Genomic DNA, 26,548 nt, shown 5'->3' with positions numbered 1-26,548 from the left:
TTCACTGCGATCAACTTGGGTATAACTTAATCAAAAATACTTATTATCAGTTCTGTACGGATTTGTAGAATTGGCCTTTTTCGACGTATTCTCTGCGTATGCGGGCCATGTCTAGTTTGTCTTCTTCTGTTAGTTCTCGGACTACTTTGGCGGGGCGGCCAAATGCGAGAGTGTTTGGGGGAATGCGCTTTCCAGGAGGAACAAGGCTGCCGGCTCCGATGAAGGCTCCTTCACCAATTTCCGCTCCATCTAAAATGATGGAACCCATGCCAATTAAGGCGTTTTTGCGAACAAATGCGCTATGTAGTGTACATTGATGCCCAACTGTGACATCATCTTCTATTATCAAAGGCTTATTTGGACTTTGATGAAGCAGGGATTGATCTTGAATGTTTACTCTGTCTCCGATAATGGTCGGTGCAACATCGCCGCGAATGACGGTATGAAACCATATACTGCTTTCTTTTCCAATGGTCACATCACCGGTGATGACGGAGAAGTCTGCCAGATAGGCCGTTGAGTCAATTTGTGGTTTTTTATCGAGATATGGGTATATTTTATACATAAGTTCCTCCAGCTTGTAAGAGATGAATGTTTTATTTTATTATATCAGAAAGAATTTTATATTTTTAAGGGAGTGTTTGAAATGTGGAAATGGGAGGCTGAAAATCCAAAGGGCACCATTGTCATAGTCCACGGAGCTCAGGAGCATCATGGAAGATACACATGGCTGTTGGATCAGTGGAAAACAAACGGTTTTAATGTCATCATGGGGGATTTGCCCGGGCAAGGTCTTTCCACACGAAGAAGAGGACATATTGATAATTTTGATGAATATATAGAAGAAGTGGAAAAGTGGATCAAAGAAGCTTACCTCTTGAAGCCGCCGGTCTTTGTTATTGGCCATAGTATGGGAGGGCTTGCAGTTATCCGTACACTTCAGGAAAAGAAACCATTGATGGTGGATGGTGTTATTTTATCCTCACCGTGTTTAAAACTGTTGCATCATCCAACTAAAGGGCTCGACGTTCTTTCCAAGGGGCTTAACTTTATCCTGCCGAAAACAAAGTTTAAGACAGGTTTGACGATAGATAAAGCGACAAGAAATGAAGAAATAAGAAAAAGTGCTGCAGGAGATGAGCTATACATCACGAAAGTGTCTGTTAGATGGTATCGTGAACTTGTCCAATCAATGAACCAAGCTTTTACCGGCATCGAGAAATTCCCGGAAGTTCCTGTTTTGCTTATGCAGGCAGGAGATGATTTGATTGTCGATAAATTTGCATCAGAAACATGGTTTAATTCCCTTTCTGCAAAAGAGAAAACGTATAAGGAGTGGGAAGGACTTTACCATGAAATATTCAATGAACCAGAGCGTGCTCGTGTATTTCGCTATGCCAAAGCTTTTGTGGACTTACAATTAGAAGGAAGTGACTGAATTTGAAGGTACCGACCCATCCTTTTTCTTTGATGAAAAGAGTGTATCGAGATGTGTTTCCGGTTGTTTATGAAGAGTTGGAGCATTGGAAGATGAGAGCTTCTGCAATTCCAGATGAGGAGCTTCGCAAGCAGGCGCTGGCTAGTATTGAGACTAAAGCTTTCCATTGTGAAGGAGGCGGTATTCTATCGTTGCTTGCTGGTGTCGATTTTCGTGAAGCGGTCAAGTTTATCGTTGCTTATCAGACCATAAGTGATTATTTGGATAATCTTTGCGACAGAAGTACATCTTTGGATCCTGAAGACTTTGCAGCTCTGCATGAATCCATGCCGGACGCGTTGACTGTAGGAGCTCCTTTGAAAGAGTATTATCAGTTTCGGGAAGAGCAGGATGATGGAGGGTACCTTGCGAGCTTAGTGACGACCTGTCAAGAAGTGCTAAAGTCCCATCGAAATTATGAATTAATAGCTCCGCACTTAGTAAGGCTTGCTGGTTATTATTGTGACTTGCAAGTACATAAGCATGTAATCGAGGAAGAACGGGTGCCAAGGCTTGAAGAATGGTTTGCTCTTTATAAAGAGGAGCTCCCCCCAATGGAGTGGTATGAATTCTCTGCGTTTACAGGTTCCACTCTCGGAATATTCTGTTTGGTTTCTCAAGCATACCGCGAATCCTTTACTTCCCAACATGCCGAGAAGATAGTAGGTGGGTATTTCCCGTATATTCAGGGATTACATATACTTTTGGATTATTTCATTGATCAGGAAGAGGACATAGATGGCGGGGACCTCAATTTCTGTACCTATTATGAAAGTGAGTCTGTGTTAATGGACAGATTGAGACATTTTATGGAGCAGGCGGACGTTTATACAGCCGGTTTGCCATATGAGAAGTTTCACCGCCTGATTAATCGTGGTCTCCTCGGCGTCTACCTTTCAGACCGTAAAGTCCATGACTGCAAAGACATCTCCTCCATGGCCAAAAGCATCATCAAAGCAAGCGGCGGTACAGCCTACTTCTTCTACATGAATGGAAGGGCCTACCGCAAATTCCAAAGCTGGCGCGGCGCATAAAGAAGAGGGGGCTTTAGTGATTTAGAGAACAGAAGAGGGGTCTGACCCTCAATGCGTTAATGCAATAAAGGAACCGGCATCCACCAATGCCGGTTTCTTTATTTTTTTTCGATTGCGATGATGAATGGTGGGTTGTTGATTTGGTTCATGAAGCGGTATTGGAGGACGTGTGCTTTTTTCTGGTCTAGTTTGGTGACGTAGTCAAGCAGGGCATCGCGTTCGACTTGGCCTTCTGGATGTCCATGATAAATGACAAGGACAATTACTGCCTCTTTTTCCATCACAGATAATAGGTTGTCTACTGCTCTAATCGTGCTTTCTGGAACCGTCACGATTTCTTTGTCGCCCCCGGGCAGATAGCCAAGGTTAAAAATAGCTCCCCTGATCAGATGATGTTTTTCTGATGGAATGCGCTGCAAAACTTCAGCATGACTGTCTTCAAAAAGGGTGGCCCGTGACTCCACACCATGTTTTGCTAGCAGTGTTTTTGTATTCGCAAGTGCTTCCGCCTGAATATCAAAGCCGTACACATGGCCGGTTTCTCCTACAAGCTCAGAAAGGAAGAGGGTGTCATGGCCGTTTCCGACTGTACAATCCACCGCTATATCCCCTTCAGATAAGGCGAGCTTCATTATTTTTTTACTATAAGGTAATACTCGTTCTAATTTCATCGTCCATCACCACTGTTATAAAATTTCCCCTGCCAGCTATCACGTTTTTTCAACTCTGCATCTATGGCATTCAATACCGACCACTTGTCAACACTCCACATTGGTCCAATCATAATGTCAATCGGACCGTCTCCTGTAATGCGGTGAACAATCATCTCTGGTGGTAAGATCTCAAGCTGGTCACAAACAAGTTGGATGTAATCTTCAAAGGACAGAAATTCAAGCATCCCTTTTTCATATTGCTTCACCATCGGCGTACCCTTCAGAAGGTGCAACAAGTGAATCTTGATACCCTGGACATCTAGCTTTGCCACAGCCTCTGCCGTCTCCATCATCATTTTGTTATCTTCAAGCGGCAGTCCGTCTATGATATGGGAACATACACGGATACCGTGTTTGCGCAGCTTATTGACGCCTTCTACATATGTTTCAAAGTCGTGGGCACGGTTAATCAAAAGCGCGGTACGCTCATGAACGGTCTGAAGGCCAAGCTCCACCCATAAATACGTGCGCTCATTCAGTTCTGCCAAATATTCGACCACATCATCCGGCAAGCAATCTGGGCGTGTCCCGATGGAAAGTCCGACTACACCTTCTTGCTTAAGCACAGTTTCGTACTTTTCCCTAAGAACTTCAACAGGCGCATGAGTATTGGTGAAAGCCTGAAAATAGGCCATATATTTGCCGTCTTTCCATTTGTGATGCATTTTATTTTTTATCTCATTAAACTGTGTAACCAAATCATCAGCTCGATTTCCGGCAAAGTCACCAGAACCCGCGGCACTGCAGAAAGTACAGCCGCCATGTGCCACTGTGCCATCACGGTTCGGACAATCAAAGCCGCCATCTAACGCAACCTTAAATACCTTATGTCCAAAATGATTGCGAAGATGATAATTCCAAGTGTGATATCGTTTATCTTCAACGGAATATGGAAACGGATTTTGCGCACTTTTGTTGTTCATCCGTACTCCTCCTCTTTTTTTATCCATTATTGCTAACAAACCATTTTAGCATGTAAATTGCTTTTGCTTCAATGCTGCTCATTTTTTTAGCATGGACTATAGAAAAATGAGCAAAATAAAGCCGAGTACACAGAAAAAATGTGGGGTGAAATGGAATCATGGCAACTAGAGAATCTGTTGAACAGTTTATCCAGCAATGTGAAGATGCACTGCGCAATGCACATGCACAGTACACAGAAGCAAAACAATTGGAACACTACAATGATACAGAGTTTACGAGCGCTCAAGAGCAGATTGAGGCAACTTATAATGACTTGATGCACCTTTCCCAAAGTTGTAATGCACAGCAACGGGAGCAATTGAACCGTATGCGTCTTCAATTGCAAAACCTGCAAAATGAAATGACTCTATTGAGACATTAAGGGAGGCTTCCATTTATGAAAAAACGCTCTAAGCAAAATAACCCAGAACAAAAAACGAGAAATGCGGAAAATACTGCAGTCGAAATGGGTGCAGAATACAATCCGGTGAAGGAAGTAAAGCAAAAGAATCTTAAAAAGTCCCAGCCTGTCCGCTCAAAAAATCATAGCGAAAACGAGTAAAAGAGCAGCCTAAGCGCTGCTTTTTTGTTCGTCCCAAAAGTCAGAATACATACACTTTCAAAATTAAAGTTTTTTATATTGAAACTCCCTTCAAAACGGATTACAATTATTTTGGATTTCGAAATAATTTGGTTGAAGGAGGGCATGCAGTTATGCTAAAAATGCCCAGAGCCCTTTGGTTATTAGTTATTGGAATGGCAATAAACGTAACAGGGGCTTCTTTTTTATGGCCGTTAAATACAATATACATTCATGACATACTCGGAAAATCCCTATCTGTAGCGGGACTTGTCTTGATGGTCAATGCTGGAGCAAGTGTCATCGGCAACCTGATCGGTGGGATCCTTTTTGATAAAATCGGCGGCTACCGGTCTATTTTATTAGGCATTTCCATCACCATCACAGCACTGATCGGGATGACCATTAATCACTCTTGGACCTTCTATGTGGTCTACCTCACCATCATTGGGTTTGGATCCGGAATTGTCTTTCCCTCCATGTACGCAATGGCTGGTTCTGTCTGGAAGGAAGGTGGGCGCAAAGCATTTAATGCCATGTATGTGTCCCAGAATCTCGGAGTGGCGATTGGTGCGGCACTGGGAGGACTTGTTGCAGACATCCGTTTTGACTACATATTCCTTGCGAATACGGTCACATATGCGGTGTTTTTTACAATAGCTCTATTCGGGTATCGAAAAATCCAGGCAAACCCGACAAGCCAGACTTCTATTCTGGATCAGAAGAAGAAAGTAAAAGACCACACGAAATTGTATGCTCTGTTAACAGTATGTATCGGTTATTTGCTTTGCTGGATGGGCTATGTACAGTGGCAGACGACCATCGCGACACATACTCAATCGCTTGGCATATCGCTTAAACAATATAGCATTTTGTGGACGATCAACGGGGCAATGATAGTGATGGCACAACCTATCATTTCGTGGATTGTAAAAAAGTACACAAAAACGCTGAAAACACAGATTATCGTAGGATTGGTCATTTTCATTATTTCCTTTGCGGTAGTGGGAGTTGCGGAGCAGTACACAGCTTTCGTTGCAGCCATGATTATCATTACAATCGGTGAAATGTTCGTTTGGCCGGCCGTGCCGACTGTCGCGAACCAGCTTGCGCCAAAGGGGCGTGAAGGATTCTATCAAGGAATTGTTAACTCAACGGCAACAGGTGGAAGGATGCTTGGACCTTTCATGGGTGGAGTTTTAGTGGACCTTTCCGGGATGGGGATGCTGTTTGGAGTGCTGATGGGCTTCATGTTAATCGCCATTTTCACCACGTCCATTTATGATCGGAAATTAAAAGTAACGGCTTCAAATGCACCTGAACTATCGAAAAGTGCATCCTAAAAACCAGCAACCTAAACGGTGCGATTCTTTTATATGAATCGCACCGTTTTTTCGTCCGTTCCTATTGACATAAAATATCCAAATATGATAATTATTTTATAGAGCATTAGCACTCTTGGTTTGAGAGTGCTAAAATATAGTCATACATATTTGGAAGGAGAAATCAGAACATGACAAAGAAAGAATTCCAAGCTGAATCAAAACGACTGCTAGAAATGATGATCAACTCCATCTACTCCCAGCGTGAGGTTTTTCTACGAGAGCTTATTTCCAATGCAAGTGATGCGATGGACAAAATTTATTATCGCGCATTGACAGATGATTCTCTTACATTCGATAAAGACAACTACTTTGTAAAAGTGATCCCAAATAAAGAAAATAGAACCTTAACCATTGTGGATACAGGTATTGGGATGACAAAAGAGGAACTAGAAGCAAACCTTGGAGTTATTGCAAGAAGTGGTTCCCTGGCGTTTAAAAAAGAAAACGAAATCAAGGACGGACATGACATCATCGGCCAATTTGGTGTCGGCTTCTATGCGGCATTCATGGTTGCGGATGTAGTAACCGTGACAAGTAGAGCCCTTGGCAACGATGAGGCGTATAGATGGGAATCAGAAGGTGCAGATGGCTACACAATCGTACCTGCCGAGAAAGATTCTGTCGGTACGGAAATCGTTCTGAAAATAAAAGAGAATACAGAAGACGAAAGCTACGACGAGTACTTAGAAGAGTACAGATTAAAGTCCATCATCAAAAAGTATTCCGACTTCATCCGCTACCCAATTAAGATGGATGTTACAACTTCCAAACCGAAAGCGGACAATGAAGAAGAACTAGAAGAAGTGACAGAAGAGCAGACCATTAACAGCATGATCCCAATCTGGCGTAAAAATAAATCTGAGCTAATAGATGAAGATTATGAGAAATTTTATAATGAAAAGCACTATGGTTTTGACAAACCGTTAAAGCATCTTCATATAAGCGTAGATGGTACGATTCGCTATAATTCTATTCTGTATATCCCGGAGAGCATTCCATTTGATTACTACTCCAAGGAATTTGAAAAAGGATTGGAGCTATATTCCAGTGGCGTATTGATCATGAACAAGTGTGCCGACTTACTGCCTGATCATTTCAGTTTTGTGAAAGGGCTGGTGGATTCTGAGGACCTGTCCCTTAACATCTCTCGTGAAATGCTGCAGCAAGATCGTCAGCTGAAGTTCATCGCGAAGAATCTCGCGAAGAAAATCAAGAGTTCCTTGCTTGGCATGATGAAGGACGAGCGCGAGAAATACGAGAAATTCTTCGAGGCATTCGGCCGTCAATTGAAGTATGGGGTTTATGCTGAATATGGCGCTAACAAAGAGCAGTTGCAAGACTTGCTGATGTTCTATTCTTCCACAGAGAAGAAGCTGGTGACGTTGGATGAGTATATCTCCCGCATGAAAGAGGACCAAAAGTACATTTATTATGCAACTGGTGAGTCCAAAGAAAGAATAGAAAAGCTTCCACAAACGGAGCTTGTATCTGATAAAGGATACGAAATGCTTTACTTCACGGAGGACATTGATGAATTTGCTATCAAGATGCTGATGAATTACAAAGAAAAAGAATTCAAAAATGTATCAAGCGGAGATCTTGGTATTGATTCAGAAGAAGATGACAAGCAAACGGAATCCGAGCAGGAAGCAAACAAGGAAATGTTCCAAGCGATGAAGGAAATCCTTGCTGATAAAGTTTCAGCGGTTAAGGTATCTAAACGCTTAAAAACACATCCAGTCTGTCTTTCAACTGAAGGGGAAGTAACCATTGAGATGGAGAAAATTCTAAGCGCGATGCCTGATAATCAAAATATCAAAGCGAATAAGGTGCTGGAAATCAATACAACTCATGACGTGTTTGCGTCATTGAAGAATGCGCATGAAGGTGACCGTGAGAAACTTGCGTTGTACACGAACTTACTATACAGCCAAGCATTGCTGATTGAAGGATTGCCGTTAGAGGATCCTGTTGAGTTTACCAATGATGTATGTAAAGTGATGGTGTAAGTAATAGTTATAGGGAAGGGCCAATTCTGCTCGGTAACGAGTAGGGTTGGTCTTTTTTGTATTTTGGAGTGGTTAATGGTATGCCATGAACAGTAATTTTCCCGAAAGAATTTTCTTAAAGGAAATCTTTCTTCAATCAAGAATACATAAAAGAAGGAAACTTGAAGGAGGGAGAATAGAAAGATGCAAAAAACAATTCCAATAAAAAATCAAATGAACGGTGTATTTATCCATGTTGCAAATCTCAAAAAATCCGCAGAATGGTACATCAACCTGTTGGGGTTAGAAGTGGACCTTGATACTGTCGAGTCTCCTGTGTATAACATCCCCTTGAAGGGAACCACTTCTCTGACACTTGATGATCATACATTTGATCCTACGTTTAAGCATGAACCAAGTACCGCACCATTGTTTAATTTGTACACACCAGACATTGACGAGGCATATCAATTTATTCAGAAAAAAGGGATTGAAGTGGTACGTGAAATAGAAAGGGTGGGGGAAACGGCATGGTTCAATATTAAGGATCCTGACCGAAACGTGGTGATGATCTGTAATTGCTGATAAAAAAGTAGAGGGTTCTCCTCAAAAGGTACCAAGTTACCCCATGTGAATAAGTGAAACCAAAAACTAAATATTTAATTAAGAGAGAATGTGGTATTGCCATGTTCTCTTTTTGTTGTTCAAAACTCTTTTTTTTGAAATGTATTGTTATTGTAATATAACTTCAAATATTTTCCTATAAATTCAAGATATATGGATACCTATTACTTTTTGATATTACATGAATGTTGATTTGGGAAATAAAAAATGAATATCTTGGCATTTTTATAGACATCACAACTTAAGCCCCGTTTTAGACAAAGGTTAATGGGTTATATACCTACTAAGCTAATTAAATAAGAAAACTTCTATCATATGACTACATTTAAAAGTGGAAAGGAGCAATACGTAAATGAGTGTTCAAAAAAGTACAGACAGTTCAAGTCTAGCAGAAGTAATTGATCGGATTCTTGATAAAGGAATCGTGATTGACGCATTTGTAAGAGTTTCATTGGTAGGAATTGAAATTCTTACAGTAGAAGCACGTGTGGTAATTGCAAGTGTGGATACATGGTTAAGGTACGCAGAAGCGGTTGGTCTTTTACGTGATGAAGTCCAGGAAGAAGGTCTAGCTAATAGAAATCAAGAAGGCCAATTCAGTTTTTAATCAATAAAGAACACACACAGAAGGGATGAGGTTGATTTACATGGCAGTGAAAGAAAAGAACGAACAACAAGAAGAAAAGAACGAACAAAAAGAAAAGAATGAACAACAAGAAGAGAAGAACAATAATGGCAATTACTCTATCAATTTAGCAATTGTGGGAGGAGTGGTAGGTGCAGGAATTGGTCTACTTTCCAGCCCAGGCACAAGTAAAAAACTTTATCAAAACATTAGCCAATCAGAAGTGGTGAAGGTTGCCGGTAACCAACTAAGAAGATCAGCACAAGAAATGCTGGCCGCACAGGCGCAAAGTGGAATCAAACAGCTGGCTTCCGGGTATATGGGAAAAAATGTGGTAAGCCTTTTGAGTCCATTAAAAAGTGACGAGAAAAAGAAATCAAAAAATGACGCTTCTTCTGAATTGGACGAAATCAAGGAAGAAAACAAAAGCATTAATAACCGACTTGATAAAATCGAAAACATGCTGGGTGAATTAGTAGATTCCAAGAAATAATCAGTCCTCTTTCGATGAACCCAAAGGTGGTAATTGGATGGGCAATGAAATAAAAAAGACCTTAGGCAAGGCGGCAAAGAAGGTGTTTGAACACACTCCGGAGCCTATTAAAGAGGAAATCAAAGATAAAGTTAAAGAAAAAGCGAAAGAAAAATTCGTTGAAGGTGTTCAAGATAAGGCTGAGGATGCTACAGACAACCTTAAAGAAGCGACCGAAGAAAAAGCTGAACAGTTCGAAGATAAAGCAGAAAAAGGAAAAGAAAAAGCACAAGATGCCTTATTATCTGTCCGCGACAAAATAGGTAAAGTTGTCGAAGCGGGAGAGGACTTCCAAGAAAAGATATCCTCGACTAAAGACGATGATGACCGCAAAGTCAAAGGTGTAAATAGCATCAAGAGCTATACAGATATGAAGGGTGCAAGCAAGATAAAAAGCTCTAAAAATATCAAATCCTCAAATGACATTAAGACAATGGGATCTTAATGATTGATGAAAGGAGAAATGGTGTATGTCCGTTCAAAAGAGTACAGACAGTTCAAGTTTAGCAGAGGTTATTGACCGCATACTGGATAAAGGGATTGTCATTGATGCCTTTGTAAGGGTTTCTGTGGTTGGTATTGAAATTCTGACGGTAGAGGCAAGAGTGGTAATTGCCAGCGTAGATACATGGTTACGATACGCAGAAGCAGTTGGATTACTTCGTGACGAAGTAGAAGAAAACGGGCTTCCTGAACAGCAAAATGAACGAAGCCCACGCTTTAGTATTTAGATATTAGAATGGGAAAAGCCAGGGAATTCTTCCTAGACTTTCCCTTCTATTTATGCAGGAGGTCCATATGGAAATTAAAAAAATCATGGGAAATGTCGCTGATTTCTTCAACGAGTTCGTTGCCCCCCTTCATAAAATCACCTCCGTTGAACAAAGTGACAACGAAGGCTGGAAGCTTACAGTGGAAGTGATTGAAGAAAAGGAATATATGAAAAAGTACGCAAAAGATGAAATGCTGGGTATATATGACGTCCTTTTAAATAAGGACAAAGAGGTCATTTCATATAAAAGGCGTGATATCAGGTATAGAAGTTCCATTAAACACGAGGGTTAGTACGCGGTGAGTAGGAGGGAATGGAGTGACGGTTTTAAAAGAAAAAATCAAGAAAGATTCACGGGCACTAATTCAAGATTCAGAAACGAAGGATTTGCTTTCTCGCTCACTGCATTATCTTAAGGCCGGATACCCTATTCATTTTACAGGCCCATCTGGTGCAGGTAAAACTTCCATGGCACTTGCTCTTGCAAAGAAGAGGAAAAAGCCTGTCATGCTCATTCACGGAAACCATGAGTTGAACAATAAGGATCTAATTGGTGACTTTACAGGGTATACAAGGAAAAAGGTTGTAGATAACTATATCCGTTCTGTCTATAAGAAAGAGGAAAATGTGACTGAAACTTGGAGGGACGGACGTTTGTTAGAGGCTGTGAAGAACGGATACACGCTTGTGTATGATGAATTTACCCGGTCTCAACCAACGACAAATAATATCTTTCTATCCATTTTGGAGGAAGGTATCCTTCCATTGTATGGATCAAAGTTGACGGAACCTTTCGTGCCCGTTCATCCGGATTTCGCAGTGATTTTCACAAGCAATCCAGATGAATATGCAGGCGTTTTTCATACACAGGACGCTTTGCTAGACCGGTTAATAACTATCCATGTTGATTATAAAGAGGTGGATAGGGAGGCAAAGATTGTTTCGCAGAAAGTAGATATGAAAGAAGAAGAAGCGAAAGCCATAACTGGTCTTGTAGCAGAGCTTCGTAAAGCATGCAATAAGAACGGTCCGAGCTTAAGGGCTTCCCTGATGATTGCAAAGCTGGCATCAGAGGGAGATATTCCGGTTAACGGGAGAAATGAAGATTTCAAGCTGCTCTGTAAAGATATCCTCGGACATCCATTAAGTCGTTGTCTGGATAGCGAACAGCCGCTGAAAGAAGCAGAAGAAATGATCTTAACGGCCTGTGAAAATATGAAGGTCACTGAGTAATAAAGGAGAGTCTTATGATGAGCCAAGAAGAAAAAATGGGTATATATATCATTTGTGGAATTCAAACAGAAACGGAAGAGGAATTTGGTCATATTGAATTGGAAGGGGAGAAAAGAGAACTCTTTACTATTTCGTATAAAGATTCTGCCATGGTAGCTGCAGAAGTGCCAATGAAAATCTACCATCCGAATAAAGAAAACCTGATGATGCATCAGCAAGCGATTTCTCTTGTAATGAAACAAAATGATACCGTCATTCCTGTAAGTTTCGGTAATGTTTTTCATTCAAAAGAAGATGTAGCCGTCCTGCTTGAAAACTTGTATCCTCAATTCGAAAAACTTTTCCCAGCTATCAAAGGAAAAATCGAATTGGGCTTAAAAGTAATTGGTAAAAAAGAATGGCTGGAAGAACTTGCTGGCGGAAATGAAAAAATGGGAAAAATGGCAGAGAAGGTCCGAGGGAAATCGGAAGCAGCAAGTTACTATGAGCGAATCCAATTGGGTGAGGCTGCTCAAAAACTATTCGTTTCCCTCCAAGAAGAGATGCAGGCTGAAATCTTCCAACCATTGAAGGATACAGCAGAAGCATCGAAAGTGAATGACCCTATTGGGGAGAAGATGCTGTTAAACGCCTCTTTTCTTATTGATAGGGATAAAGAAGAAGAGTTTGATCAGAAAGTGAATGAAGCACATGATAAATGGAAGGATAAGGTTGATTTTAATTACAGTGGTCCATGGCCGGCTTATAACTTTGTCAATATCAGACTAACAGTTGAGGATGCTTAAATGCTCCACAAAATTGTAGCGGCACCTATCAATCTTGTCATTAAAATCGGCGAGAAAGTGAAAGAGGAAGCGGACAAAGAACTGTACGACCTTCCAACCATTCAAAAAAAGCTCATTCAATTGCAGATGATGTATGAACTGGGTGAAATTCCGGATGAAGCATACAAAGAGAAGGAAGCAGAACTGTTGCACCGTTACGAAGTAGCCAAGAATTTGGAAATGGAACAATGGGAGCATTTGACCAAAAAGAAGTGAGGGTTAGAGTATGGGGGAATTAATTTATTTATATGGGCTGATCCCAACTAATGAATCAGTAAGCCAGCCTGTTCCATCCATAAAAGGTTTTGATGGAAAAGGTGATATATACACCATACCAATAGGGGAAATAACCGCTATTGTATGTTCACTGGATGCAAATGAGTATTCAGAGGAAATCATTAAAGAAAAAATCAATAGTGATATGGAATGGCTGCAAGAAAAAGCATTTCATCATCATGAGACAGTAATGGCATTATCCAAATTATATACTGTAATTCCTTTAAAGTTTTGTACGTTATATAAAAATGAAACTAGTTTAACAGATACTGTGCAGCAAAATCATTCCAAGATGACAGACACCTTTGCGCTTCTAGAAGGCAATGAGGAATGGAATCTTAAAATATATTGCAATGATGAACTATTAAAGAAGCAAGTAAGCCAGAACAATCCTGCAATAGAGCAGCGTAGAGAAGAAATCAGTCAACTATCTAAAGGGAAACAATTTTTCGAAAAGAAAAAACTTGATAAATTGATTGATGATGAAGTAGAGAACGAAAAGGATCGTGTGAGTGAAAGAATTCATACACATCTTAAGGACTTTGTTTTGCAAGGCAATGTAAAGCGGAATTGGAGCAAAGATGTAACAGGTAGGAAAGAAAACATGACCTGGAATAGCGTCTATCTTATTTCTTCCTCAAAAGTGGAACAGTTTTTGGAAGAAATCCAGCAATTTGAAAAGAAAATGGGGGATATGGGCTGGCAGTTTGAACCGACCGGACCATGGCCTGCTTATCACTTTTCAAGTTTTTCATAAGTGAGGATGACTAATTATGTCCCATAGAGATTCGATAGAAAATAAGGATATAGCTTTAATAGATATTCTAGACGTCATACTTGATAAAGGTGTGGCAATAAAAGCTGATTTGGTCATTTCCATAGCGGGTGTCGATCTAGTTTACTTGGATCTTCGTGTCCTGATTGCATCTGTAGAGTCCTTAGTTCAGGCACAGCAGGGAAATGGCAAGACGGTATCTTCCGTAGAATTTGATCATCAAAGGGAGGGATTAATACATGCAACCGGCCAACCCGACAAGTGGAAGAATTAATTTAGATCCCGATAAAGCGGAACATGGATTAGCTCAGCTTGTCCTGACTGTGGTGGAACTGTTGAGGCAAATCGTGGAACGCCATGCCATGCGACGCGTGGAAGGCGGAACCTTGACCGATGAGCAGATCGAAGATTTAGGTGAAGCTTTGATGAATCTTGAGGAAAAGATGGAAGAACTAAAAGAAATCTTCGGCCTTGATGCAGACGACTTGAATCTTGACCTTGGACCTCTAGGAAGCTTGCTATAAATACATCGTTACTCTAAGGAGGGTTCATATAATGGCAGTTCAAACGACTGGACAATCAAGTACGATAGTGGATGTGCTTGAGAAAATTTTAGACAAAGGTGTCGTAATCGCAGGTGACATTACAGTGGGTATCGCAGATGTAGAGCTATTGACCATCAAGATACGACTTATTGTCGCTTCCGTTGATAAAGCAAAAGAGATTGGCATGGATTGGTGGGAAACGGATCCTTATCTAAGCTCTAAAGCGGTAGACAACAACACCAAGGCGTTGGAAGAGGAAAATAAAATGTTATTGGAGAGACTTGAATCTCTCGAAAAAAAGCTAAGTCCCAACCGAATAAATTCAACTGAATTCAACTACTAATTCAACTAAAAATAGGAGGTTTTTATTATGTCAGAAAACAAAACAAACACTACAGAAAATCAAACAGAGGAACAAAACACCAATAAGGAAGAAACGTCATTTGCAGGTCCGATCACTCGTTCCATTACAGGAGGGATCATCGGGGCAACAGTCGGTTATTTAGCTACTGCTGAAAACGGAAAAAAACTAATGAATAGTATTGATACAGAGGCTCTTAAAACAAAAAGCTCCAGTTTTGGAGAAACAGCCAAGGAAAAATCCAAGAAAGCTTATGATTCTATTAAAGGTTCAGCAAAAGGTTTATTTAATAAAGAAAAGGAGGAAACAAGTGAGGATGAGTCTGAAAATGAAGCTTCCAATGAAGATGCTTCAAATGAAAAAGAAGTAGCTGCAACTAAAGAATCTACAAAGGATTCCACCAATGAGGATTACGAATCATTGAAAGAAGAAAATAAGAACCTTACCGACCGATTAGGGAAATTGGAAGAAATGCTGACAAAACTATCAGAAGATAAAGAAGCTGGCGATAGATCAGAAGAAGACAGCGAAGAGGAAAAAGATGAGGATAGCGAAGAAGACAGTAAAGAAGACAACGAAGAGGAAAAAGATGAAGATAGCGAGGAAGAATCAGAGGAAGACAGCGAAGAAGAAACAGAGGACGAAGAGGAAGACGATTCAGAAGAGAAAGATGATAGTAACGATGATGAAAAGGGAAAGAAAAGTAAACCGAAAAAGAAACGTTCTACAGCTAAAAAATCTTCTAAGAAGAAAAAAGATGAAGAGAGCAATGAAACCACTCTTTCCAGTGATGACGATACTTCATCTTAATGAATGAAGGGAGCTTTTAAAATGACTAAAGAACAGGCGGCAGGGAAAGACAACATTCTTGCTTTCCTTGTCCAGGCAACGAATAAACATAATCTGTCTATCGATATCACATTAAATGTAAATGGAGCCATTGTTACAGGAACTATCGTTTCAGCCAAGGAGTATTTTGTTAGCTTGAGCGAAACATTTGAGGATGGAAGTGAAGTCGCTCAACAACTTAGTGAAAAGTTCGCACAAGCAGGTGAAGCCATCGATTCAGAAGATGGTGGTGAAGCGAGCTTCATCCATCTAAAGGATGCAAAAGTATTTTGTGGTAGCAGAAAATCGACACCTTCCAAGGGAGTAGCTCTTTGGAGAGGGGCACTTAGTGATATTAACGGTTTCTATTTAGATAATATCCCGGACAGCGCAGAAGATGATGATGAGGAATCAGACAATGGCGATTACCAATCATTGAAAGAGAAGAATAGTAAACTGACAGACCGAATCGGAAAATTAGAAGAGATGATAGCTAAACTTAGCCCTGATAATAAAAATGAGGATAAGTCTGAAGATGAGACAGAATCCGATGAAAAGCAGGATTCAAGCGAAGATACATCCAATGATGATGAAGAGAAAGAAAAGAGTCAGAAAAAACGTTCAGGGACTAAATCTGGTTCTACCAAAACCAAAAAGAAAGCTTCTGCTAAAAAGACAGCCAAATCCGAATAAGGCAAGACGTAGAGAATAGTTAGGCTTTCTTTTCTGTTGATGAAAGGAGAAGTGTAAATGAGTAATGAGCTTGGTGCCAGAAAAGACAGTATTTTAGAGTTTTTTGTGCAAGCAGCCAATAGTTATGATTTTTCCCTGGATATTAGCTTGAATGTAAACGGTGCTGTTATATCGGGTACTCTTATATCAGCTAAAGATTATTTTGAAGCAATGAGTGAGACATTTGAAGATGGAAATGAAATAGCCCAAAAAATCAGTGAACAACTTGCAGCTACAGGAGAAAGCTTTGAATCTAGCAAAGGTGCCGAAGCAAATTTCATCCATTTGAAAAATACAAAGGTTTATTGTGGAGACAGTAAACCCACTCCCTCAGAAGGGAAGATTCTCTGGAGAGGGAAATTAAGCGAAGTTGACGGGTTTTTCTTAGGAAGGATATCAGATAGTGGTTCTTAAACTTAATAAAATTTGGTCAGAAAAAGCAGCTGTCAGTAGAAATCATTCCGACAGCTGCTTTTTAGTTTGTCAAAATGTACTAAAGATGATTATGTAATCGCTCTCATAACCGTCAGACTTTTGTGATATATTTAGTTTAGTTATGCAGGAGGGGTATAGGATGGGAGTAAAAGAAAGCTTACTAACAGAAGAAATGATGGATACTATCATTGCAAATGCGTTTGAGTGGATAGTGGTAGTCAATCATGAAGGCAATATAATCTATATGAATGATAGTTATTGCGAGTTTATTGGGGTGGATAATAAAGAGGTGATTGGCAAGCATGTGACGGAAGTGATAGAGAATACTCGTATGCATGAAGTAGTGAAGACAGGGAAGGAAGAGCTGGCCGATCTTCAATATATCAAAGGCAATTATATGATTGCCAACCGTGTGCCGATTTTTAATAAGAAAGAAGAAGTTATTGGAGCTTACGGAACGGTCATTTTCCGGGATACGAGTGAATGGGACAAGATGAACAGTCATGTCAAAAGCATGCTTGGGCGGATTAGAAACTATCTGCAGGAATATGAGCGACAAACCGGAGTGAAATACACGCTAGAGGATATTATCGGCAATTCTAAGCTCATCAAATTATTGAAAGACAAGGTAAAACAGATTGCTGCCAGTGACGTTTCCGTCCTGATCAGGGGAGAGAGTGGGACAGGGAAGGAATTATTTGCACACAGCATCCACCAATTAAGCAACCGCAGTCAGATGCCTTTTATTAAGCTGAATTGTGCGGCTATACCTGAACACCTTCTTGAATCCGAATTGTTTGGGTATGAAGAAGGGGCATTTACAGGGGCGAAGAAAGGTGGAAAAAAAGGAAAGTTCCTTCTAGCAGACGGCGGCACGCTTTTTCTGGATGAAATCGGAGACATGTCCCTGCCGATGCAAATTAAGCTGTTGCGTGCCTTGCAGGAAGGGGAAGTGGAACCGGTTGGTGCGATAAAGCCGATACAGGTGAACGTTCGTGTCATTGCGGCGACCAACCGTCCATTGGAAAAGATGATGGAGGAGAAGCGGTTCCGGGATGACCTATATTACCGAATTCATGTCATCCCATTTCATATTCCGGCTTTAAGTGAAAGAACGGAGGATATTCCGCAGCTTGTGGAGCATTTTATTCATAAAATCTGCAAGCGTACTGGAAGAAGAGTCACTTCAGTAGCAGATGATGCTCTAGTGGCATTATCACGATATCGCTGGCCGGGAAATATCCGGGAGCTTGAGAATGTGATTCAGGCAGCCGTTCACTTATCAACAGGCGAAAAGCTGACATTGGAAGCACTCCCGGATTACCTGACAGATACGTTTTCCATTCCGATTGGATCCAAACCGTTAAAAGAAACATTGGAAGATGCAGAGAAGCAAGCTATCATTCAGACGTTAGAAAAATATCAAAATGATAAATTAATGGCCGCAAAGCAACTCGGCATCAGTAAATCAAGTCTTTATGAAAAGTTGAAAAAGTACTCCATCTAAACAAGTTATAGGATATCACGATTAGGATTCCAGAAAACCGGAAAATGTTCCAGATTTCTGGAATCCTTTGTTTCGTGCCAGTCTGTCTACTTTTGTCCAGAAAACCGGAAAAACTTTTTGTTCAAAATATTGAAACAATTAACTTTGCAAGTTGGCACGCTTCTTGCATCATTAAGTTCGGAAGACAAAATACACGATGGTATTTGCTTTCATATTTTTGTAAGCGGTTACCATAATAGAGGGGGAAAGAAACATGTGGAGTATGATTGGTCTTATCGGCGGTTTGGCATTATTAATTTTTTTAACGATGAGAGGCATGAACCTTCTTGTAGTAGGTCCATTGTCCGCACTATTTGTAGCACTTTTAAGTGGAATGCCGTTATTTCCACAACTGGTCGCTGAAGGGGAAGTAAACTTTGTCAGCAGTTATATGGGCGGCTTCTCGTCCTTTGTGACTTCCTGGTACCTTATGTTCTTACTTGGTGCCATTTTTGGAAAAGTAATGGAAGATAGCGGAGCGGCAGATTCCGTTTCCAAGTTGGTAGTTGATAAGCTTGGCATGAAATTTGCTGTCCTGGCCATTGTTGCAGCTTGTGCCATTTTGACTTACGGGGGAGTAAGCTTGTTCGTTGTTGCATTCTCCGTTTATCCGATGGCAATCAGCTTGTTCAAACAGGCTAACCTGCCACGCCGATTCATTCCGGCAGCATTGGCATTCGGTTCTGTAACTTTTACCATGACGTCTGCCGGGTCTCCGGAGATCCAGAATTGGATTCCGATTGAATATCTAGGCACAAGTCCATATGCAGGAGCGGAAGTAAGTGCAATAGTTGCCGTGTTTATGATGATATTCGGTTATTGGTGGTTGAAGCGTATGATTTCAAAGGCAGTAGGACGTGGTGAAACGTTTGTTTCGAGAGATAGCGATCCTACAATGGATAGTGAGAGGCCATTGCCTAATCCGTTTTTGAGTTTTATTCCATTGATTGTTGTACTAGTAATCTCGTATATTTTCCATGATGATTTAAAGCAATCTGCGCTAATTATCGCATTACTAGGTGGTATCATCACGACTTATATACTTGGAAGAAAATACTTCAAGAACTTCTGGAATGCAATCTCAGAAGGGACGATGGGGGCTTTGATTGCCATCGGTAACACGGCGGCGGTCGTTGGATTCGGTGGAGTTGCCAAGGCGGTGCCAGCTTTCGGAACGGTCGTTGAGGCAATGACCAATATCCCGGGAAGCCCGCTTATCGGGGCGGCAATTGCAGTCAGTGTGATCGCAGGTATGACGGGATCTGCTTCTGGCGGTCAGGTTATCGCCTTGCCATTGATTGCGCCGCATTATATGGACATGGGCGTCAATCCTGAAGCGCTTCATCGTACAGTTGCCATTTCTTCCGGTGCGCTCGATTCCTTGCCGCATAACGGTTATGTTGTAACAACTGTCCGTGCAATCTGTGGAGAAACGCATCAGGCGGCATATGGCCCTGTTGCAGCAGTGACGGTCATCGTTCCGTTGATTGGATTGGCAATTGCTATCGCATTGTTCTCTATGGGACTAGGAATCTAATAACAGTTGTGAAGGGAGATTAAAGCAGTGGTTAAAGATAAAGTTGTTCTCATCACGGGGGCAGCCCAAGGAATAGGATACGAAATAGGAAAACAATTTGCCGAAGCAGGTGCAAAGGTCGTGCTAACGGATTTGCATGAGGAGAATGTAGTAGAGGCGGGAGAAGGCTTGAACCGCCTTGGGTTGACTGCCAGAGGGCTGCGTTGTGATGTAACATCCGAGGAAGAGTTGAAATCCGCGATTGATGCAACGGTTTCTGAATTCGGACGACTGGATGTACTGATTAATAATGCAGGCCTACAATATGTATCCATGTTGGAGGACTTTCCGACTGAAAAGTTCGAGCTCCTTACTCGGGTGATGCTTGTAGCTCCTTTTGTCGCGACAAAGTATGCTTTTCCTGTGATGAAAGCTCAAGGATTCGGAAGGATTTTGAATATGGCTTCCATCAATGGCTTGGTTGGATTTGCCGGAAAAGCCGCATATAACAGCGCTAAACACGGAGTAATCGGGTTGACGAAGGTCTCAGCCTTAGAGGGAGCCGCAGATGGAATCACCGTCAATGCACTCTGTCCTGGCTACGTGGATACACCGCTTGTCCGCGGGCAGTTAAAAGATCTTGCAGAAACAAGAAAAGTACCATTGGAAAAAGTATTGGAAGAAGTCATCTACCCATTGGTACCGCAGCGCAGACTACTGGAAGTGAAGGAAATTGCCGATTATGCAATGTTTTTAAGCAGCGATGCAGCTGGAGGCGTAACAGGTCAGGCAGTCGTAATCGATGGTGGCTACACTGTGCAATAAGTCTTTGTGAAGCTAAGTCTCAGGTTTCTCTCTCCTATAATGAGAGGGCCTGGGGCTTATTGTGTATAATGTCGAATGAAAAATCAAATATTTTTGATTTAATAGTTGCATAATTTTTCCTTCGCACATATAATGAAATTAATTAATCAATATTTTTTGATGTAAAGGAGGCTTGAACATGAATACACATCCTTATACACTTTCCAAATTGAATGAACAGAAATTAGCTAGTTTGCAAAATGACAATCAATTCAGCATCGCTTCCAATGGCAGAAGAAAAAGCATTATCAGCAAACTTCAAAAGTTATACGCTAAAGTTTCTTCACACAATCAGAACCACCAGCAAGATCCATGCTGCCCGCAAAATTAATGATATTTTAATCAAAAAAAATTGATTTAATGACAGAGGAGGAATAGTTATGTTTTCATTTTTAAAGAAAAAAGATTCAACTTGTTGTGGAGTGGAAATTGTAGAGGTAAAGGAAGAACAAAATCAGGCGTGCTGCAAGGAAGCAGAACTTGAAAATTGTTGCGACGAAGCAACATCATCTTGCTGCTAACAAATGAATACATTTTAGAAAAACGTCCATAATGATTATTAGTGAAAATACCCCTTGCAGTTTTTAAGCAAATTCATTACAATACAAACTAACAACTAAAACTTATACGTTGAAAAGGATTAGTAGTGGACGAAACGAGCATAGAGAGTTGACGGGTGGTGGAAGTCAACAAACGGTCGGACATGAACTCGCCTTGGAGTAGCAAGTGTGAACCCTTCATTCAGAAGGAAGTAATATTTCGCCGTATCATCCGCGTTAAGGATTCGAGTGATTATCACAATTATTCTGTGATAATAATCTGGGTGGTACCGCGGTAGGTTAAGTATATTCAAACCTCTCGTCCCTTTATTGGGATGAGGGGTTTTTTGTATTTATTTGAGTTAACAGGAGGAAGAAAAGATGTCATTTCAACATCAGTCCATTGAACAAAAATGGCAAAAGTATTGGGAAGAAAACAAAACATTCAAAACGCATGAAGAAAAAGGGAAAGAAAAATTCTACGCATTAGACATGTTCCCTTATCCATCCGGAGCAGGCCTTCACGTAGGTCACCCGGAAGGTTACACAGCAACAGATATCCTTTCCCGCATGAAGCGTATGCAAGGGCAAAATGTCCTTCATCCAATGGGTTGGGATGCATTCGGTCTACCAGCAGAGCAATATGCTTTGGACACAGGAAACGACCCAGCGGAATTCACGGAACAAAACATCAACACTTTCCGCAGACAAATCAAGTCCCTGGGCTTCTCCTATGACTGGGATCGCGAAGTAAACACAACAGATCCTGAGTACTATAAGTGGACACAATGGATTTTCTTAAAGCTTTACGAAAAAGGCTTGGCATATGTGGATGAAGTACCTGTGAACTGGTGCCCTGCACTTGGTACAGTTTTAGCGAATGAAGAAGTAATCGACGGGAAATCCGAACGTGGCGGACACCCAGTAGAACGCCGTCCGATGCGACAATGGATTCTTAGAATAACTGAATACGCAGATCGCCTATTGGAAGACTTGAACGAATTGGATTGGCCGGAAAGCTTAAAGGATATGCAACGCAACTGGATCGGTCGTTCAGAAGGTGCAAATGTACATTTCAGCATTGACGGTACAGATGAGAACTTCACCGTTTTCACGACACGTCCAGACACGCTTTTCGGTGCAACTTATGCAGTTTTGGCTCCTGAGCATCCATTAGTGAAAAAAATCACAACTGATGAACAACGTGATGCAGTTGAAGCGTATATCACAAAAGTTCAAAGCAAAAGCGACCTTGAACGTACAGAACTTTCCAAAGAAAAGTCAGGCGAGTTCACTGGTGCATTCGCAGTAAACCCAGCAAATGGTGAGAAATTGCCAATCTGGATTGCCGACTACGTATTAATGAGCTACGGAACTGGTGCTATCATGGCAGTACCTGCGCATGACGAGCGCGACTGGGAATTCGCAACGAAATTCGACCTTCCAATTGTAGAAGTAGTGGCAGGTGGCGATGTTTCCAAAGAAGCTTACACTGGTGACGGCGAACACGTTAACTCTGATTTCTTAAACGGCCTTGGAAAAGAAGAAGCTATCTCCAACATGATCGAATGGTTAGCTGCCAATGAAAAAGGCGAAAAGAAAGTATCCTACCGTCTTCGTGACTGGTTGTTCAGTCGTCAGCGTTACTGGGGCGAGCCGATTCCAATCATCCATTGGGAAGATGGCACGACCACAGCGGTTCCGGAAGATCAGCTTCCACTCGTACTACCAAAAACAACGGAAATCCGTCCATCCGGTACAGGCGAATCCCCGCTTGCTGCCATTGAGGACTGGGTGAATGTAGTAGACCCTGAAACAGGCAAAAAAGGTCGCCGTGAAACAAACACGATGCCGCAATGGGGCGGAAGCTGCTGGTACTACTTGCGCTATATCGACCCGAAAAACAGCGAACAGCTTGCAGATCCTGAAAAACTAAAAGAATGGTTGCCGGTTGACATCTACATCGGTGGCGCAGAGCACGCGGTACTTCACTTACTATACGCACGCTTCTGGCACAAATTCTTATATGATATCGGTGTGGTTCCAACAAAAGAGCCATTCCAAAAGCTTTTCAACCAAGGAATGATCCTTGGCGAAAATAACGAAAAAATGAGTAAATCCAAAGGGAATGTCGTAAACCCTGACCACATCGTGGAATCCCATGGTGCGGACACCCTTCGTCTATACGAAATGTTCATGGGACCACTTGAAGCATCCATCGCATGGTCCACCAACGGACTAGACGGATCTCGCCGCTTCTTGGATCGCGTCTGGAGATTGTTTGTTGAAGAAAACGGCAAACTAAGCTCCAAAGTTGCCGAAGTAACGGAAGAAGATACACTTGAAAAAACATATCATGCTACTGTGAAAAAAGTGACAGAAGACTATGAAGGCCTACGTTTCAACACGGCTATCTCTCAAATGATGGTCTTCATCAACGAAGCTTACAAAGCGGACACCATTGCGAAAGATTACGTAGAAGGCTTCGTTAAAATGCTTTCCCCAGTCTGCCCGCACATCGCTGAGGAGCTTTGGGAGAAACTTGGCAACGAAGGAACTATCACATACGCTGCTTGGCCAACATTCGATGAATCCAAACTAGTCGAAGATGAAGTCGAAATCGTTGTCCAAGTGAACGGTAAACTAAAAGCGAAACTTTATGTTCCATCTGACGCTACCCGCGAAAAAATGGAAGAAATAGCACTTGCCGATGACGCTGTAAAAGAAAGCATCGAAGGCAAGACAGTACGCAAAGTCATTGCTGTTCCAGGGAAACTTGTGAACATCGTTGCGAACTAAATAGCATGGACTGCAAGACTGTCAACGTCCGAATTGGCAGTCTTGTTTTCTTTTTGTTAAAATAGAGGTAATTAGCATTACACTACATAAAAGCGAGGTTTTCACACATGTCCGAAATCCAAACAATTTCCACTGATGAGCTGAAAAAGAAACTTGACGCTGGCGAAGAGCTTCACCTAGTTGACGTCCGCGAAGACGAAGAAATCGAAATGGGCAAAATCAAACAAGCAGAACACATCCGCATGGGCGATGTCCCAGAAAACCTGAACAAGCTCGACAAAGACAAAGAATACATCATTATCTGCCGCTCCGGACGCCGCAGCGAAAACGTCTGCCACTACCTGCAAGACCAAGGCTACAAAGTCCGCAACATGGTCGGCGGCATGCTAGAGTGGGAAGGCGAAACAGAATAAATTAAGTTACGTGAGACCACTGACCAGTGGGCGAGAAATGGGCCGCTGGTTGGTGGTTTTTTTGGTTTTTGGGAAAGTAGGTTAACTGTGGGTTGCTGCTCTTGATTTTGGCACTTTTCAAAAGTAGGTAACTGGGGGTTGGGTTTTACTAGAAGGAGGTAGTTAGGTTTTTCTAAAAGTAGGTAATTGAGAGAAGGGACTGGATGATATTTCTGCCGAAATCCGAAATATCACAATAACAGGTGAAAAAGTCACAATAGTGTCCTGAAAAGTCACAATCACCACCAAAAAACTCACAATAACTCTCCAAAAACTCACAATCCTCTTTGGAGAACAAATTGCTATACCTTATGAGCGCGCAATCACCGAAATTCCCACTAAGAAAAAGGAGGAATTCTGTAGAATGATGTCTAATAATATAAACATCCCAAAGTAGAGGTGATCTTTTGATAAAAAAACATAGAAAAACTCCCTTAAGAGTTCAGATTCTGAGGGCGATGAAGAGAAGAGTGCGCCCTAATCACGAAAAGTATGAAGAAATACTAAGTGAATTAGGAATAAAAGAAGCAGGTATTTATGGTGAACAGGCTCTAGACTATTATCTTAAACTGCTCCCAGAAACAGACACCCCTTATTACATCTTCCATGATTTAAGGCTTCCATACAGAGACAGTCATTTCCAAATAGATACTCTCATTTTATTCTCTAACTTCTATTTACTCCTCGAGGTGAAATACTTACGAGGCATCATTCACTTTGATCCGAAAAATCATCAACTCATACAAGAAGTGGAGGATAAACCATTAAAAGCATTACAGGATCCCATTCTTCAAGTTAGCAATCAGTGTTATAAATTGGAAACATGGGTGAAACTTAAAAATCTACCTACTGCACCTTTTGAAAAGTTGGTTGTGTTAACAAACCCTAAAGTAATTGTTAAGGTCCTATCCTCCCCAAGTTTCTTAGAAAAACATGTGATAAAAAGTCCAGCATTATCAGGGAAAGTAGTTCCTCTCTTGAGAAAGCACTCTAACAGCTATTACGATAAAAAAACTGTCAATAAAATCTCAAAATTACTAATTAAAGACCATACACCTCTACAAAGCTCACCAATAGCAAAATACAAAGTCTTCCCGTCAGACGTAAATACTGGAGTATTATGTCCAGATTGCAAACCGAATGTAGTGATGCAAAGAATCCATGGGAAATGGAAATGTCCAAATTGTTTCCTGCTTTCAGTTGATGCCCATATTCAAGCTCTTTTAGATTACGCTTTGTTAATCAATACGGAAATAACGATGTCTGAATTAAAGAGGTTTTTACGCATTGAAAATAATCACATCATCAGAGTCCTTATAAGGAATATGAATTTACAAGGGACCGGCAATACTAAATCCCGCACCTACAACCTCACCCCACTCCTTACAAAAACTTGAAACCATTCCCAATCTCAACCGTATAATTATTACAAGACTCTCATCCGGAAAAACCAGAAAGGAGGCCACCTCAACATGGACTACATCGACCAAAACATCTTTCCACTTTTTCTACTTATGATAGGGGCATTACTCATCATGGACGCAATTACAAATTTCCAACAAAAAGGAGTTTCGACGATTTCCACTGGTAATAGATTTCAAGGGATACTGATGACAGGTGTCATAACACTTGGTCTATTAGTGTACACGACTTCTAATGAAAATTGGGACATTAACTCGCTCTTTTTGGCGCTAATTCCCGTACTTGTGCCATTTTTCATGATGATTATACAAAGAAAAAAAGACGAAATACATATCAAGAAATATGTACCACAAGACGTCATGGATATTTTAGAGAAGAATCTTGATGACAAAAGGTATTCTTATAAAAAAGATGTCATAGCTAATGAAGATTATATGAGCAGCAACTATATCAATATGTATTATTTAGAGGCTTCTAATCAAACTATCAAAATAAAGTGGAAGGACCTTGAAACAAGTGGTTTAGAGGTGGAGTTCCAGAATTTTGCCGATAAGGATTTCATTAAGGAAGTGGTGGGGGACCTTCGTGAGGAAAGGCCGCCTATCTCATTCTTTAAATTCAACAAAATTTCACTGATTATCGCAGCAATCGCCATATACATTGGAAGCATGCAGTTGCTTGGATTCTAAATATTAAAGGAGCCTCGCT

34 protein-coding genes and 1 other annotated feature are annotated in these 26,548 nt (G+C 41.1%); of the genes, 31 read left to right on the top strand and 3 right to left on the bottom strand.

What is annotated here, in order from left to right; all coding sequences use genetic code 11:
- Positions 1 to 46: 46 nt before the first annotated feature.
- Entirely contained in the window at positions 47 to 565 is a 519-nt protein-coding gene (locus K7887_RS17305; protein WP_223490850.1) for a gamma carbonic anhydrase, read from the bottom strand.
- 81 nt (positions 566 to 646) lie between these two features.
- Between K7887_RS17305 and K7887_RS17300 the strand changes: the two genes are divergently transcribed.
- Positions 647 to 1,438: an alpha/beta hydrolase gene (locus K7887_RS17300; protein ID WP_223490848.1), complete on the top strand. Its 792-nt coding sequence runs from the start codon at positions 647 to 649 to the stop codon at positions 1,436 to 1,438.
- Positions 1,439 to 1,440: 2 nt separating this feature from the next.
- Complete coding sequence (locus tag K7887_RS17295) at positions 1,441 to 2,511, top strand: tetraprenyl-beta-curcumene synthase family protein (RefSeq protein ID WP_223490846.1); 1,071 nt, start codon at positions 1,441 to 1,443, stop codon at positions 2,509 to 2,511.
- Positions 2,512 to 2,609: 98 nt separating this feature from the next.
- Here the strand turns inward: K7887_RS17295 and K7887_RS17290 are convergent, their stop codons facing one another.
- Positions 2,610 to 3,182: a tRNA 5-(aminomethyl)-2-thiouridylate-methyltransferase MnmM gene (locus K7887_RS17290; protein WP_223490844.1), complete on the bottom strand. Its 573-nt coding sequence runs from the start codon at positions 3,180 to 3,182 to the stop codon at positions 2,610 to 2,612.
- Positions 3,179 to 4,147: a tRNA modification radical SAM protein MnmL/YtqA gene (locus K7887_RS17285; RefSeq protein WP_223490843.1), complete on the bottom strand. Its 969-nt coding sequence runs from the start codon at positions 4,145 to 4,147 to the stop codon at positions 3,179 to 3,181. Before K7887_RS17285 ends, K7887_RS17290 begins: the two co-directional genes overlap by 4 nt.
- Positions 4,148 to 4,305: 158 nt before the next feature.
- On the opposite strand from K7887_RS17285, the gene K7887_RS17280 reads away from it, so the two are divergent.
- The 29 genes from K7887_RS17280 to K7887_RS17140 all read left to right on the top strand — a co-directional run bounded on the left by K7887_RS17280 (position 4,306) and on the right by K7887_RS17140 (position 26,529).
- The gene (locus tag K7887_RS17280) at positions 4,306 to 4,569 is read left to right on the top strand and encodes a YtzC family protein (RefSeq protein WP_010195299.1); all 264 of its coding nucleotides are present in this window, start codon (positions 4,306 to 4,308) and stop codon (positions 4,567 to 4,569) included.
- Between the two features lie 15 nt (positions 4,570 to 4,584).
- Positions 4,585 to 4,749, top strand: coding sequence for a glycogen biosynthesis protein GlgD (locus K7887_RS17275; RefSeq protein WP_148966909.1), 165 nt, complete (start codon positions 4,585 to 4,587; stop codon positions 4,747 to 4,749).
- 161 nt (positions 4,750 to 4,910) lie between these two features.
- Positions 4,911 to 6,110 carry an MDR family MFS transporter gene (locus K7887_RS17270; RefSeq protein WP_223493685.1) on the top strand — a complete coding sequence of 400 codons (1,200 nt, stop codon included), beginning with the start codon at positions 4,911 to 4,913 and terminating at the stop codon, positions 6,108 to 6,110.
- 170 nt (positions 6,111 to 6,280) lie between these two features.
- Positions 6,281 to 8,161 carry a molecular chaperone HtpG gene (htpG, locus tag K7887_RS17265; protein ID WP_223490841.1) on the top strand — a complete coding sequence of 627 codons (1,881 nt, stop codon included), beginning with the start codon at positions 6,281 to 6,283 and terminating at the stop codon, positions 8,159 to 8,161.
- 183 nt (positions 8,162 to 8,344) lie between these two features.
- On the top strand, positions 8,345 to 8,725 hold the full coding sequence (locus K7887_RS17260) for a VOC family protein (protein ID WP_223490839.1): 381 nt from the start codon (positions 8,345 to 8,347) through the stop codon (positions 8,723 to 8,725).
- 391 nt (positions 8,726 to 9,116) lie between these two features.
- Positions 9,117 to 9,371: a gas vesicle structural protein GvpA gene (gene gvpA, locus K7887_RS17255; protein ID WP_010195308.1), complete on the top strand. Its 255-nt coding sequence runs from the start codon at positions 9,117 to 9,119 to the stop codon at positions 9,369 to 9,371.
- Between the two features lie 40 nt (positions 9,372 to 9,411).
- Positions 9,412 to 9,882: a GvpT/GvpP family gas vesicle accessory protein gene (gene gvpT, locus K7887_RS17250; RefSeq protein ID WP_223490837.1), complete on the top strand. Its 471-nt coding sequence runs from the start codon at positions 9,412 to 9,414 to the stop codon at positions 9,880 to 9,882.
- A 37-nt stretch (positions 9,883 to 9,919) separates the two neighbouring features.
- Positions 9,920 to 10,366 (top strand): gas vesicle protein GvpQ, encoded by a 447-nt coding sequence (gene gvpQ, locus K7887_RS17245; protein WP_223490835.1) that lies wholly within the window; start codon positions 9,920 to 9,922, stop codon positions 10,364 to 10,366.
- A gap of 25 nt (positions 10,367 to 10,391) precedes the next feature.
- Positions 10,392 to 10,652, top strand: a complete 261-nt coding sequence (gvpA, locus tag K7887_RS17240; protein WP_010195314.1) for a gas vesicle structural protein GvpA — start codon at positions 10,392 to 10,394, stop codon at positions 10,650 to 10,652.
- Between the two features lie 67 nt (positions 10,653 to 10,719).
- Positions 10,720 to 10,986 (top strand): gas vesicle protein GvpO, encoded by a 267-nt coding sequence (gene gvpO / locus K7887_RS17235; protein WP_223490834.1) that lies wholly within the window; start codon positions 10,720 to 10,722, stop codon positions 10,984 to 10,986.
- Positions 10,987 to 11,011: 25 nt separating this feature from the next.
- A complete protein-coding gene (gene gvpN, locus K7887_RS17230; protein WP_223490833.1) occupies positions 11,012 to 11,926 on the top strand; it encodes a gas vesicle protein GvpN in 915 nt (304 codons plus the stop codon).
- A 17-nt stretch (positions 11,927 to 11,943) separates the two neighbouring features.
- Positions 11,944 to 12,711 carry a GvpL/GvpF family gas vesicle protein gene (locus K7887_RS17225; protein ID WP_223493684.1) on the top strand — a complete coding sequence of 256 codons (768 nt, stop codon included), beginning with the start codon at positions 11,944 to 11,946 and terminating at the stop codon, positions 12,709 to 12,711.
- Complete coding sequence (locus K7887_RS17220) at positions 12,712 to 12,966, top strand: gas vesicle protein GvpG (RefSeq protein WP_063559820.1); 255 nt, start codon at positions 12,712 to 12,714, stop codon at positions 12,964 to 12,966.
- A gap of 10 nt (positions 12,967 to 12,976) precedes the next feature.
- Positions 12,977 to 13,783, top strand: coding sequence for a GvpL/GvpF family gas vesicle protein (locus tag K7887_RS17215; protein WP_223490832.1), 807 nt, complete (start codon positions 12,977 to 12,979; stop codon positions 13,781 to 13,783).
- Positions 13,784 to 13,799: 16 nt separating this feature from the next.
- Positions 13,800 to 14,075, top strand: a complete 276-nt coding sequence (locus K7887_RS17210; protein WP_223490831.1) for a gas vesicle protein — start codon at positions 13,800 to 13,802, stop codon at positions 14,073 to 14,075.
- On the top strand, positions 14,041 to 14,325 hold the full coding sequence (locus K7887_RS17205; RefSeq protein ID WP_047971041.1) for a gas vesicle protein K: 285 nt from the start codon (positions 14,041 to 14,043) through the stop codon (positions 14,323 to 14,325). The genes K7887_RS17210 and K7887_RS17205 overlap by 35 nt, the downstream gene beginning before the upstream one ends.
- A 31-nt stretch (positions 14,326 to 14,356) precedes the next feature.
- On the top strand, positions 14,357 to 14,689 hold the full coding sequence (gene gvpJ / locus K7887_RS17200; protein ID WP_223490830.1) for a gas vesicle protein: 333 nt from the start codon (positions 14,357 to 14,359) through the stop codon (positions 14,687 to 14,689).
- 27 nt (positions 14,690 to 14,716) lie between these two features.
- Complete coding sequence (locus tag K7887_RS17195) at positions 14,717 to 15,517, top strand: YtxH domain-containing protein (protein WP_223490829.1); 801 nt, start codon at positions 14,717 to 14,719, stop codon at positions 15,515 to 15,517.
- A 21-nt stretch (positions 15,518 to 15,538) separates the two neighbouring features.
- The gene (gene gvpU / locus K7887_RS17190; protein WP_223490828.1) at positions 15,539 to 16,228 is read left to right on the top strand and encodes a gas vesicle accessory protein GvpU; all 690 of its coding nucleotides are present in this window, start codon (positions 15,539 to 15,541) and stop codon (positions 16,226 to 16,228) included.
- Between the two features lie 57 nt (positions 16,229 to 16,285).
- A complete protein-coding gene (gene gvpU / locus K7887_RS17185; RefSeq protein ID WP_223490827.1) occupies positions 16,286 to 16,681 on the top strand; it encodes a gas vesicle accessory protein GvpU in 396 nt (131 codons plus the stop codon).
- Positions 16,682 to 16,841: 160 nt separating this feature from the next.
- Positions 16,842 to 18,209, top strand: a complete 1,368-nt coding sequence (locus K7887_RS17180) for a sigma-54 interaction domain-containing protein (RefSeq protein WP_223490825.1) — start codon at positions 16,842 to 16,844, stop codon at positions 18,207 to 18,209.
- Between the two features lie 253 nt (positions 18,210 to 18,462).
- Complete coding sequence (locus tag K7887_RS17175; protein WP_223490823.1) at positions 18,463 to 19,785, top strand: GntP family permease; 1,323 nt, start codon at positions 18,463 to 18,465, stop codon at positions 19,783 to 19,785.
- A gap of 27 nt (positions 19,786 to 19,812) precedes the next feature.
- A complete protein-coding gene (locus K7887_RS17170) occupies positions 19,813 to 20,589 on the top strand; it encodes a 3-hydroxybutyrate dehydrogenase (protein ID WP_223490821.1) in 777 nt (258 codons plus the stop codon).
- A 178-nt stretch (positions 20,590 to 20,767) separates the two neighbouring features.
- Complete coding sequence (locus K7887_RS17165) at positions 20,768 to 20,959, top strand: hypothetical protein (RefSeq protein ID WP_223490819.1); 192 nt, start codon at positions 20,768 to 20,770, stop codon at positions 20,957 to 20,959.
- 49 nt (positions 20,960 to 21,008) lie between these two features.
- On the top strand, positions 21,009 to 21,149 hold the full coding sequence (locus tag K7887_RS17160; protein ID WP_223490817.1) for a hypothetical protein: 141 nt from the start codon (positions 21,009 to 21,011) through the stop codon (positions 21,147 to 21,149).
- 100 nt (positions 21,150 to 21,249) lie between these two features.
- Positions 21,250 to 21,497: a binding site (T-box leader), on the top strand.
- A 51-nt stretch (positions 21,498 to 21,548) separates the two neighbouring features.
- Positions 21,549 to 23,966 carry a leucine--tRNA ligase gene (gene leuS / locus K7887_RS17155; RefSeq protein ID WP_223490815.1) on the top strand — a complete coding sequence of 806 codons (2,418 nt, stop codon included), beginning with the start codon at positions 21,549 to 21,551 and terminating at the stop codon, positions 23,964 to 23,966.
- A 107-nt stretch (positions 23,967 to 24,073) separates the two neighbouring features.
- Positions 24,074 to 24,379 (top strand): rhodanese-like domain-containing protein, encoded by a 306-nt coding sequence (locus tag K7887_RS17150; RefSeq protein ID WP_223490814.1) that lies wholly within the window; start codon positions 24,074 to 24,076, stop codon positions 24,377 to 24,379.
- 497 nt (positions 24,380 to 24,876) lie between these two features.
- Positions 24,877 to 25,815: a nuclease-related domain-containing protein gene (locus K7887_RS17145; RefSeq protein WP_223490813.1), complete on the top strand. Its 939-nt coding sequence runs from the start codon at positions 24,877 to 24,879 to the stop codon at positions 25,813 to 25,815.
- Positions 25,816 to 25,890: 75 nt separating this feature from the next.
- Positions 25,891 to 26,529, top strand: coding sequence for a hypothetical protein (locus K7887_RS17140; protein WP_223490812.1), 639 nt, complete (start codon positions 25,891 to 25,893; stop codon positions 26,527 to 26,529).
- The last annotated feature ends 19 nt before the right edge of the window (positions 26,530 to 26,548 follow it).

The sequence above is a fragment of the Sutcliffiella horikoshii genome (genome assembly GCF_019931755.1).
Taxonomy (GTDB): Bacteria; Bacillota; Bacilli; order Bacillales; family Bacillaceae_I; genus Sutcliffiella_A; species Sutcliffiella_A horikoshii_E.
This window is presented reverse-complemented; position numbering and strand designations above follow the sequence as displayed.

What these genes read in the sequence shown, in the direction of transcription:
- gvpU (WP_223490827.1), top strand. Translation starts at nt 16,286, where the DNA reads ATGAGTAATGAGCTTGGTGCCAGAAAAGACAGTATTTTAGAGTTTTTT.
- K7887_RS17205 (WP_047971041.1), top strand. Translation starts at nt 14,041, where the DNA reads ATGCAACCGGCCAACCCGACAAGTGGAAGAATTAATTTAGATCCCGAT.
- K7887_RS17225 (WP_223493684.1), top strand. Translation starts at nt 11,944, where the DNA reads ATGAGCCAAGAAGAAAAAATGGGTATATATATCATTTGTGGAATTCAA.
- gvpA (WP_010195314.1), top strand. Translation starts at nt 10,392, where the DNA reads ATGTCCGTTCAAAAGAGTACAGACAGTTCAAGTTTAGCAGAGGTTATT.
- K7887_RS17290 (WP_223490844.1), bottom strand. Translation starts at nt 3,182, where the DNA reads ATGAAATTAGAACGAGTATTACCTTATAGTAAAAAAATAATGAAGCTC.
- K7887_RS17150 (WP_223490814.1), top strand. Translation starts at nt 24,074, where the DNA reads ATGTCCGAAATCCAAACAATTTCCACTGATGAGCTGAAAAAGAAACTT.
- K7887_RS17145 (WP_223490813.1), top strand. Translation starts at nt 24,877, where the DNA reads ATGAAGAGAAGAGTGCGCCCTAATCACGAAAAGTATGAAGAAATACTA.
- K7887_RS17220 (WP_063559820.1), top strand. Translation starts at nt 12,712, where the DNA reads ATGCTCCACAAAATTGTAGCGGCACCTATCAATCTTGTCATTAAAATC.
- gvpO (WP_223490834.1), top strand. Translation starts at nt 10,720, where the DNA reads ATGGAAATTAAAAAAATCATGGGAAATGTCGCTGATTTCTTCAACGAG.
- K7887_RS17285 (WP_223490843.1), bottom strand. Translation starts at nt 4,147, where the DNA reads ATGAACAACAAAAGTGCGCAAAATCCGTTTCCATATTCCGTTGAAGAT.
- leuS (WP_223490815.1), top strand. Translation starts at nt 21,549, where the DNA reads ATGTCATTTCAACATCAGTCCATTGAACAAAAATGGCAAAAGTATTGG.
- K7887_RS17195 (WP_223490829.1), top strand. Translation starts at nt 14,717, where the DNA reads ATGTCAGAAAACAAAACAAACACTACAGAAAATCAAACAGAGGAACAA.
- K7887_RS17180 (WP_223490825.1), top strand. Translation starts at nt 16,842, where the DNA reads ATGGGAGTAAAAGAAAGCTTACTAACAGAAGAAATGATGGATACTATC.
- K7887_RS17165 (WP_223490819.1), top strand. Translation starts at nt 20,768, where the DNA reads ATGAATACACATCCTTATACACTTTCCAAATTGAATGAACAGAAATTA.
- K7887_RS17160 (WP_223490817.1), top strand. Translation starts at nt 21,009, where the DNA reads ATGTTTTCATTTTTAAAGAAAAAAGATTCAACTTGTTGTGGAGTGGAA.
- K7887_RS17260 (WP_223490839.1), top strand. Translation starts at nt 8,345, where the DNA reads ATGCAAAAAACAATTCCAATAAAAAATCAAATGAACGGTGTATTTATC.
- K7887_RS17300 (WP_223490848.1), top strand. Translation starts at nt 647, where the DNA reads ATGTGGAAATGGGAGGCTGAAAATCCAAAGGGCACCATTGTCATAGTC.
- gvpU (WP_223490828.1), top strand. Translation starts at nt 15,539, where the DNA reads ATGACTAAAGAACAGGCGGCAGGGAAAGACAACATTCTTGCTTTCCTT.
- K7887_RS17280 (WP_010195299.1), top strand. Translation starts at nt 4,306, where the DNA reads ATGGCAACTAGAGAATCTGTTGAACAGTTTATCCAGCAATGTGAAGAT.
- K7887_RS17175 (WP_223490823.1), top strand. Translation starts at nt 18,463, where the DNA reads ATGTGGAGTATGATTGGTCTTATCGGCGGTTTGGCATTATTAATTTTT.
- gvpA (WP_010195308.1), top strand. Translation starts at nt 9,117, where the DNA reads ATGAGTGTTCAAAAAAGTACAGACAGTTCAAGTCTAGCAGAAGTAATT.
- K7887_RS17210 (WP_223490831.1), top strand. Translation starts at nt 13,800, where the DNA reads ATGTCCCATAGAGATTCGATAGAAAATAAGGATATAGCTTTAATAGAT.
- K7887_RS17275 (WP_148966909.1), top strand. Translation starts at nt 4,585, where the DNA reads ATGAAAAAACGCTCTAAGCAAAATAACCCAGAACAAAAAACGAGAAAT.
- gvpQ (WP_223490835.1), top strand. Translation starts at nt 9,920, where the DNA reads ATGGGCAATGAAATAAAAAAGACCTTAGGCAAGGCGGCAAAGAAGGTG.
- K7887_RS17270 (WP_223493685.1), top strand. Translation starts at nt 4,911, where the DNA reads ATGCCCAGAGCCCTTTGGTTATTAGTTATTGGAATGGCAATAAACGTA.
- gvpJ (WP_223490830.1), top strand. Translation starts at nt 14,357, where the DNA reads ATGGCAGTTCAAACGACTGGACAATCAAGTACGATAGTGGATGTGCTT.
- htpG (WP_223490841.1), top strand. Translation starts at nt 6,281, where the DNA reads ATGACAAAGAAAGAATTCCAAGCTGAATCAAAACGACTGCTAGAAATG.
- K7887_RS17305 (WP_223490850.1), bottom strand. Translation starts at nt 565, where the DNA reads ATGTATAAAATATACCCATATCTCGATAAAAAACCACAAATTGACTCA.
- K7887_RS17215 (WP_223490832.1), top strand. Translation starts at nt 12,977, where the DNA reads ATGGGGGAATTAATTTATTTATATGGGCTGATCCCAACTAATGAATCA.
- gvpT (WP_223490837.1), top strand. Translation starts at nt 9,412, where the DNA reads ATGGCAGTGAAAGAAAAGAACGAACAACAAGAAGAAAAGAACGAACAA.
- K7887_RS17140 (WP_223490812.1), top strand. Translation starts at nt 25,891, where the DNA reads ATGGACTACATCGACCAAAACATCTTTCCACTTTTTCTACTTATGATA.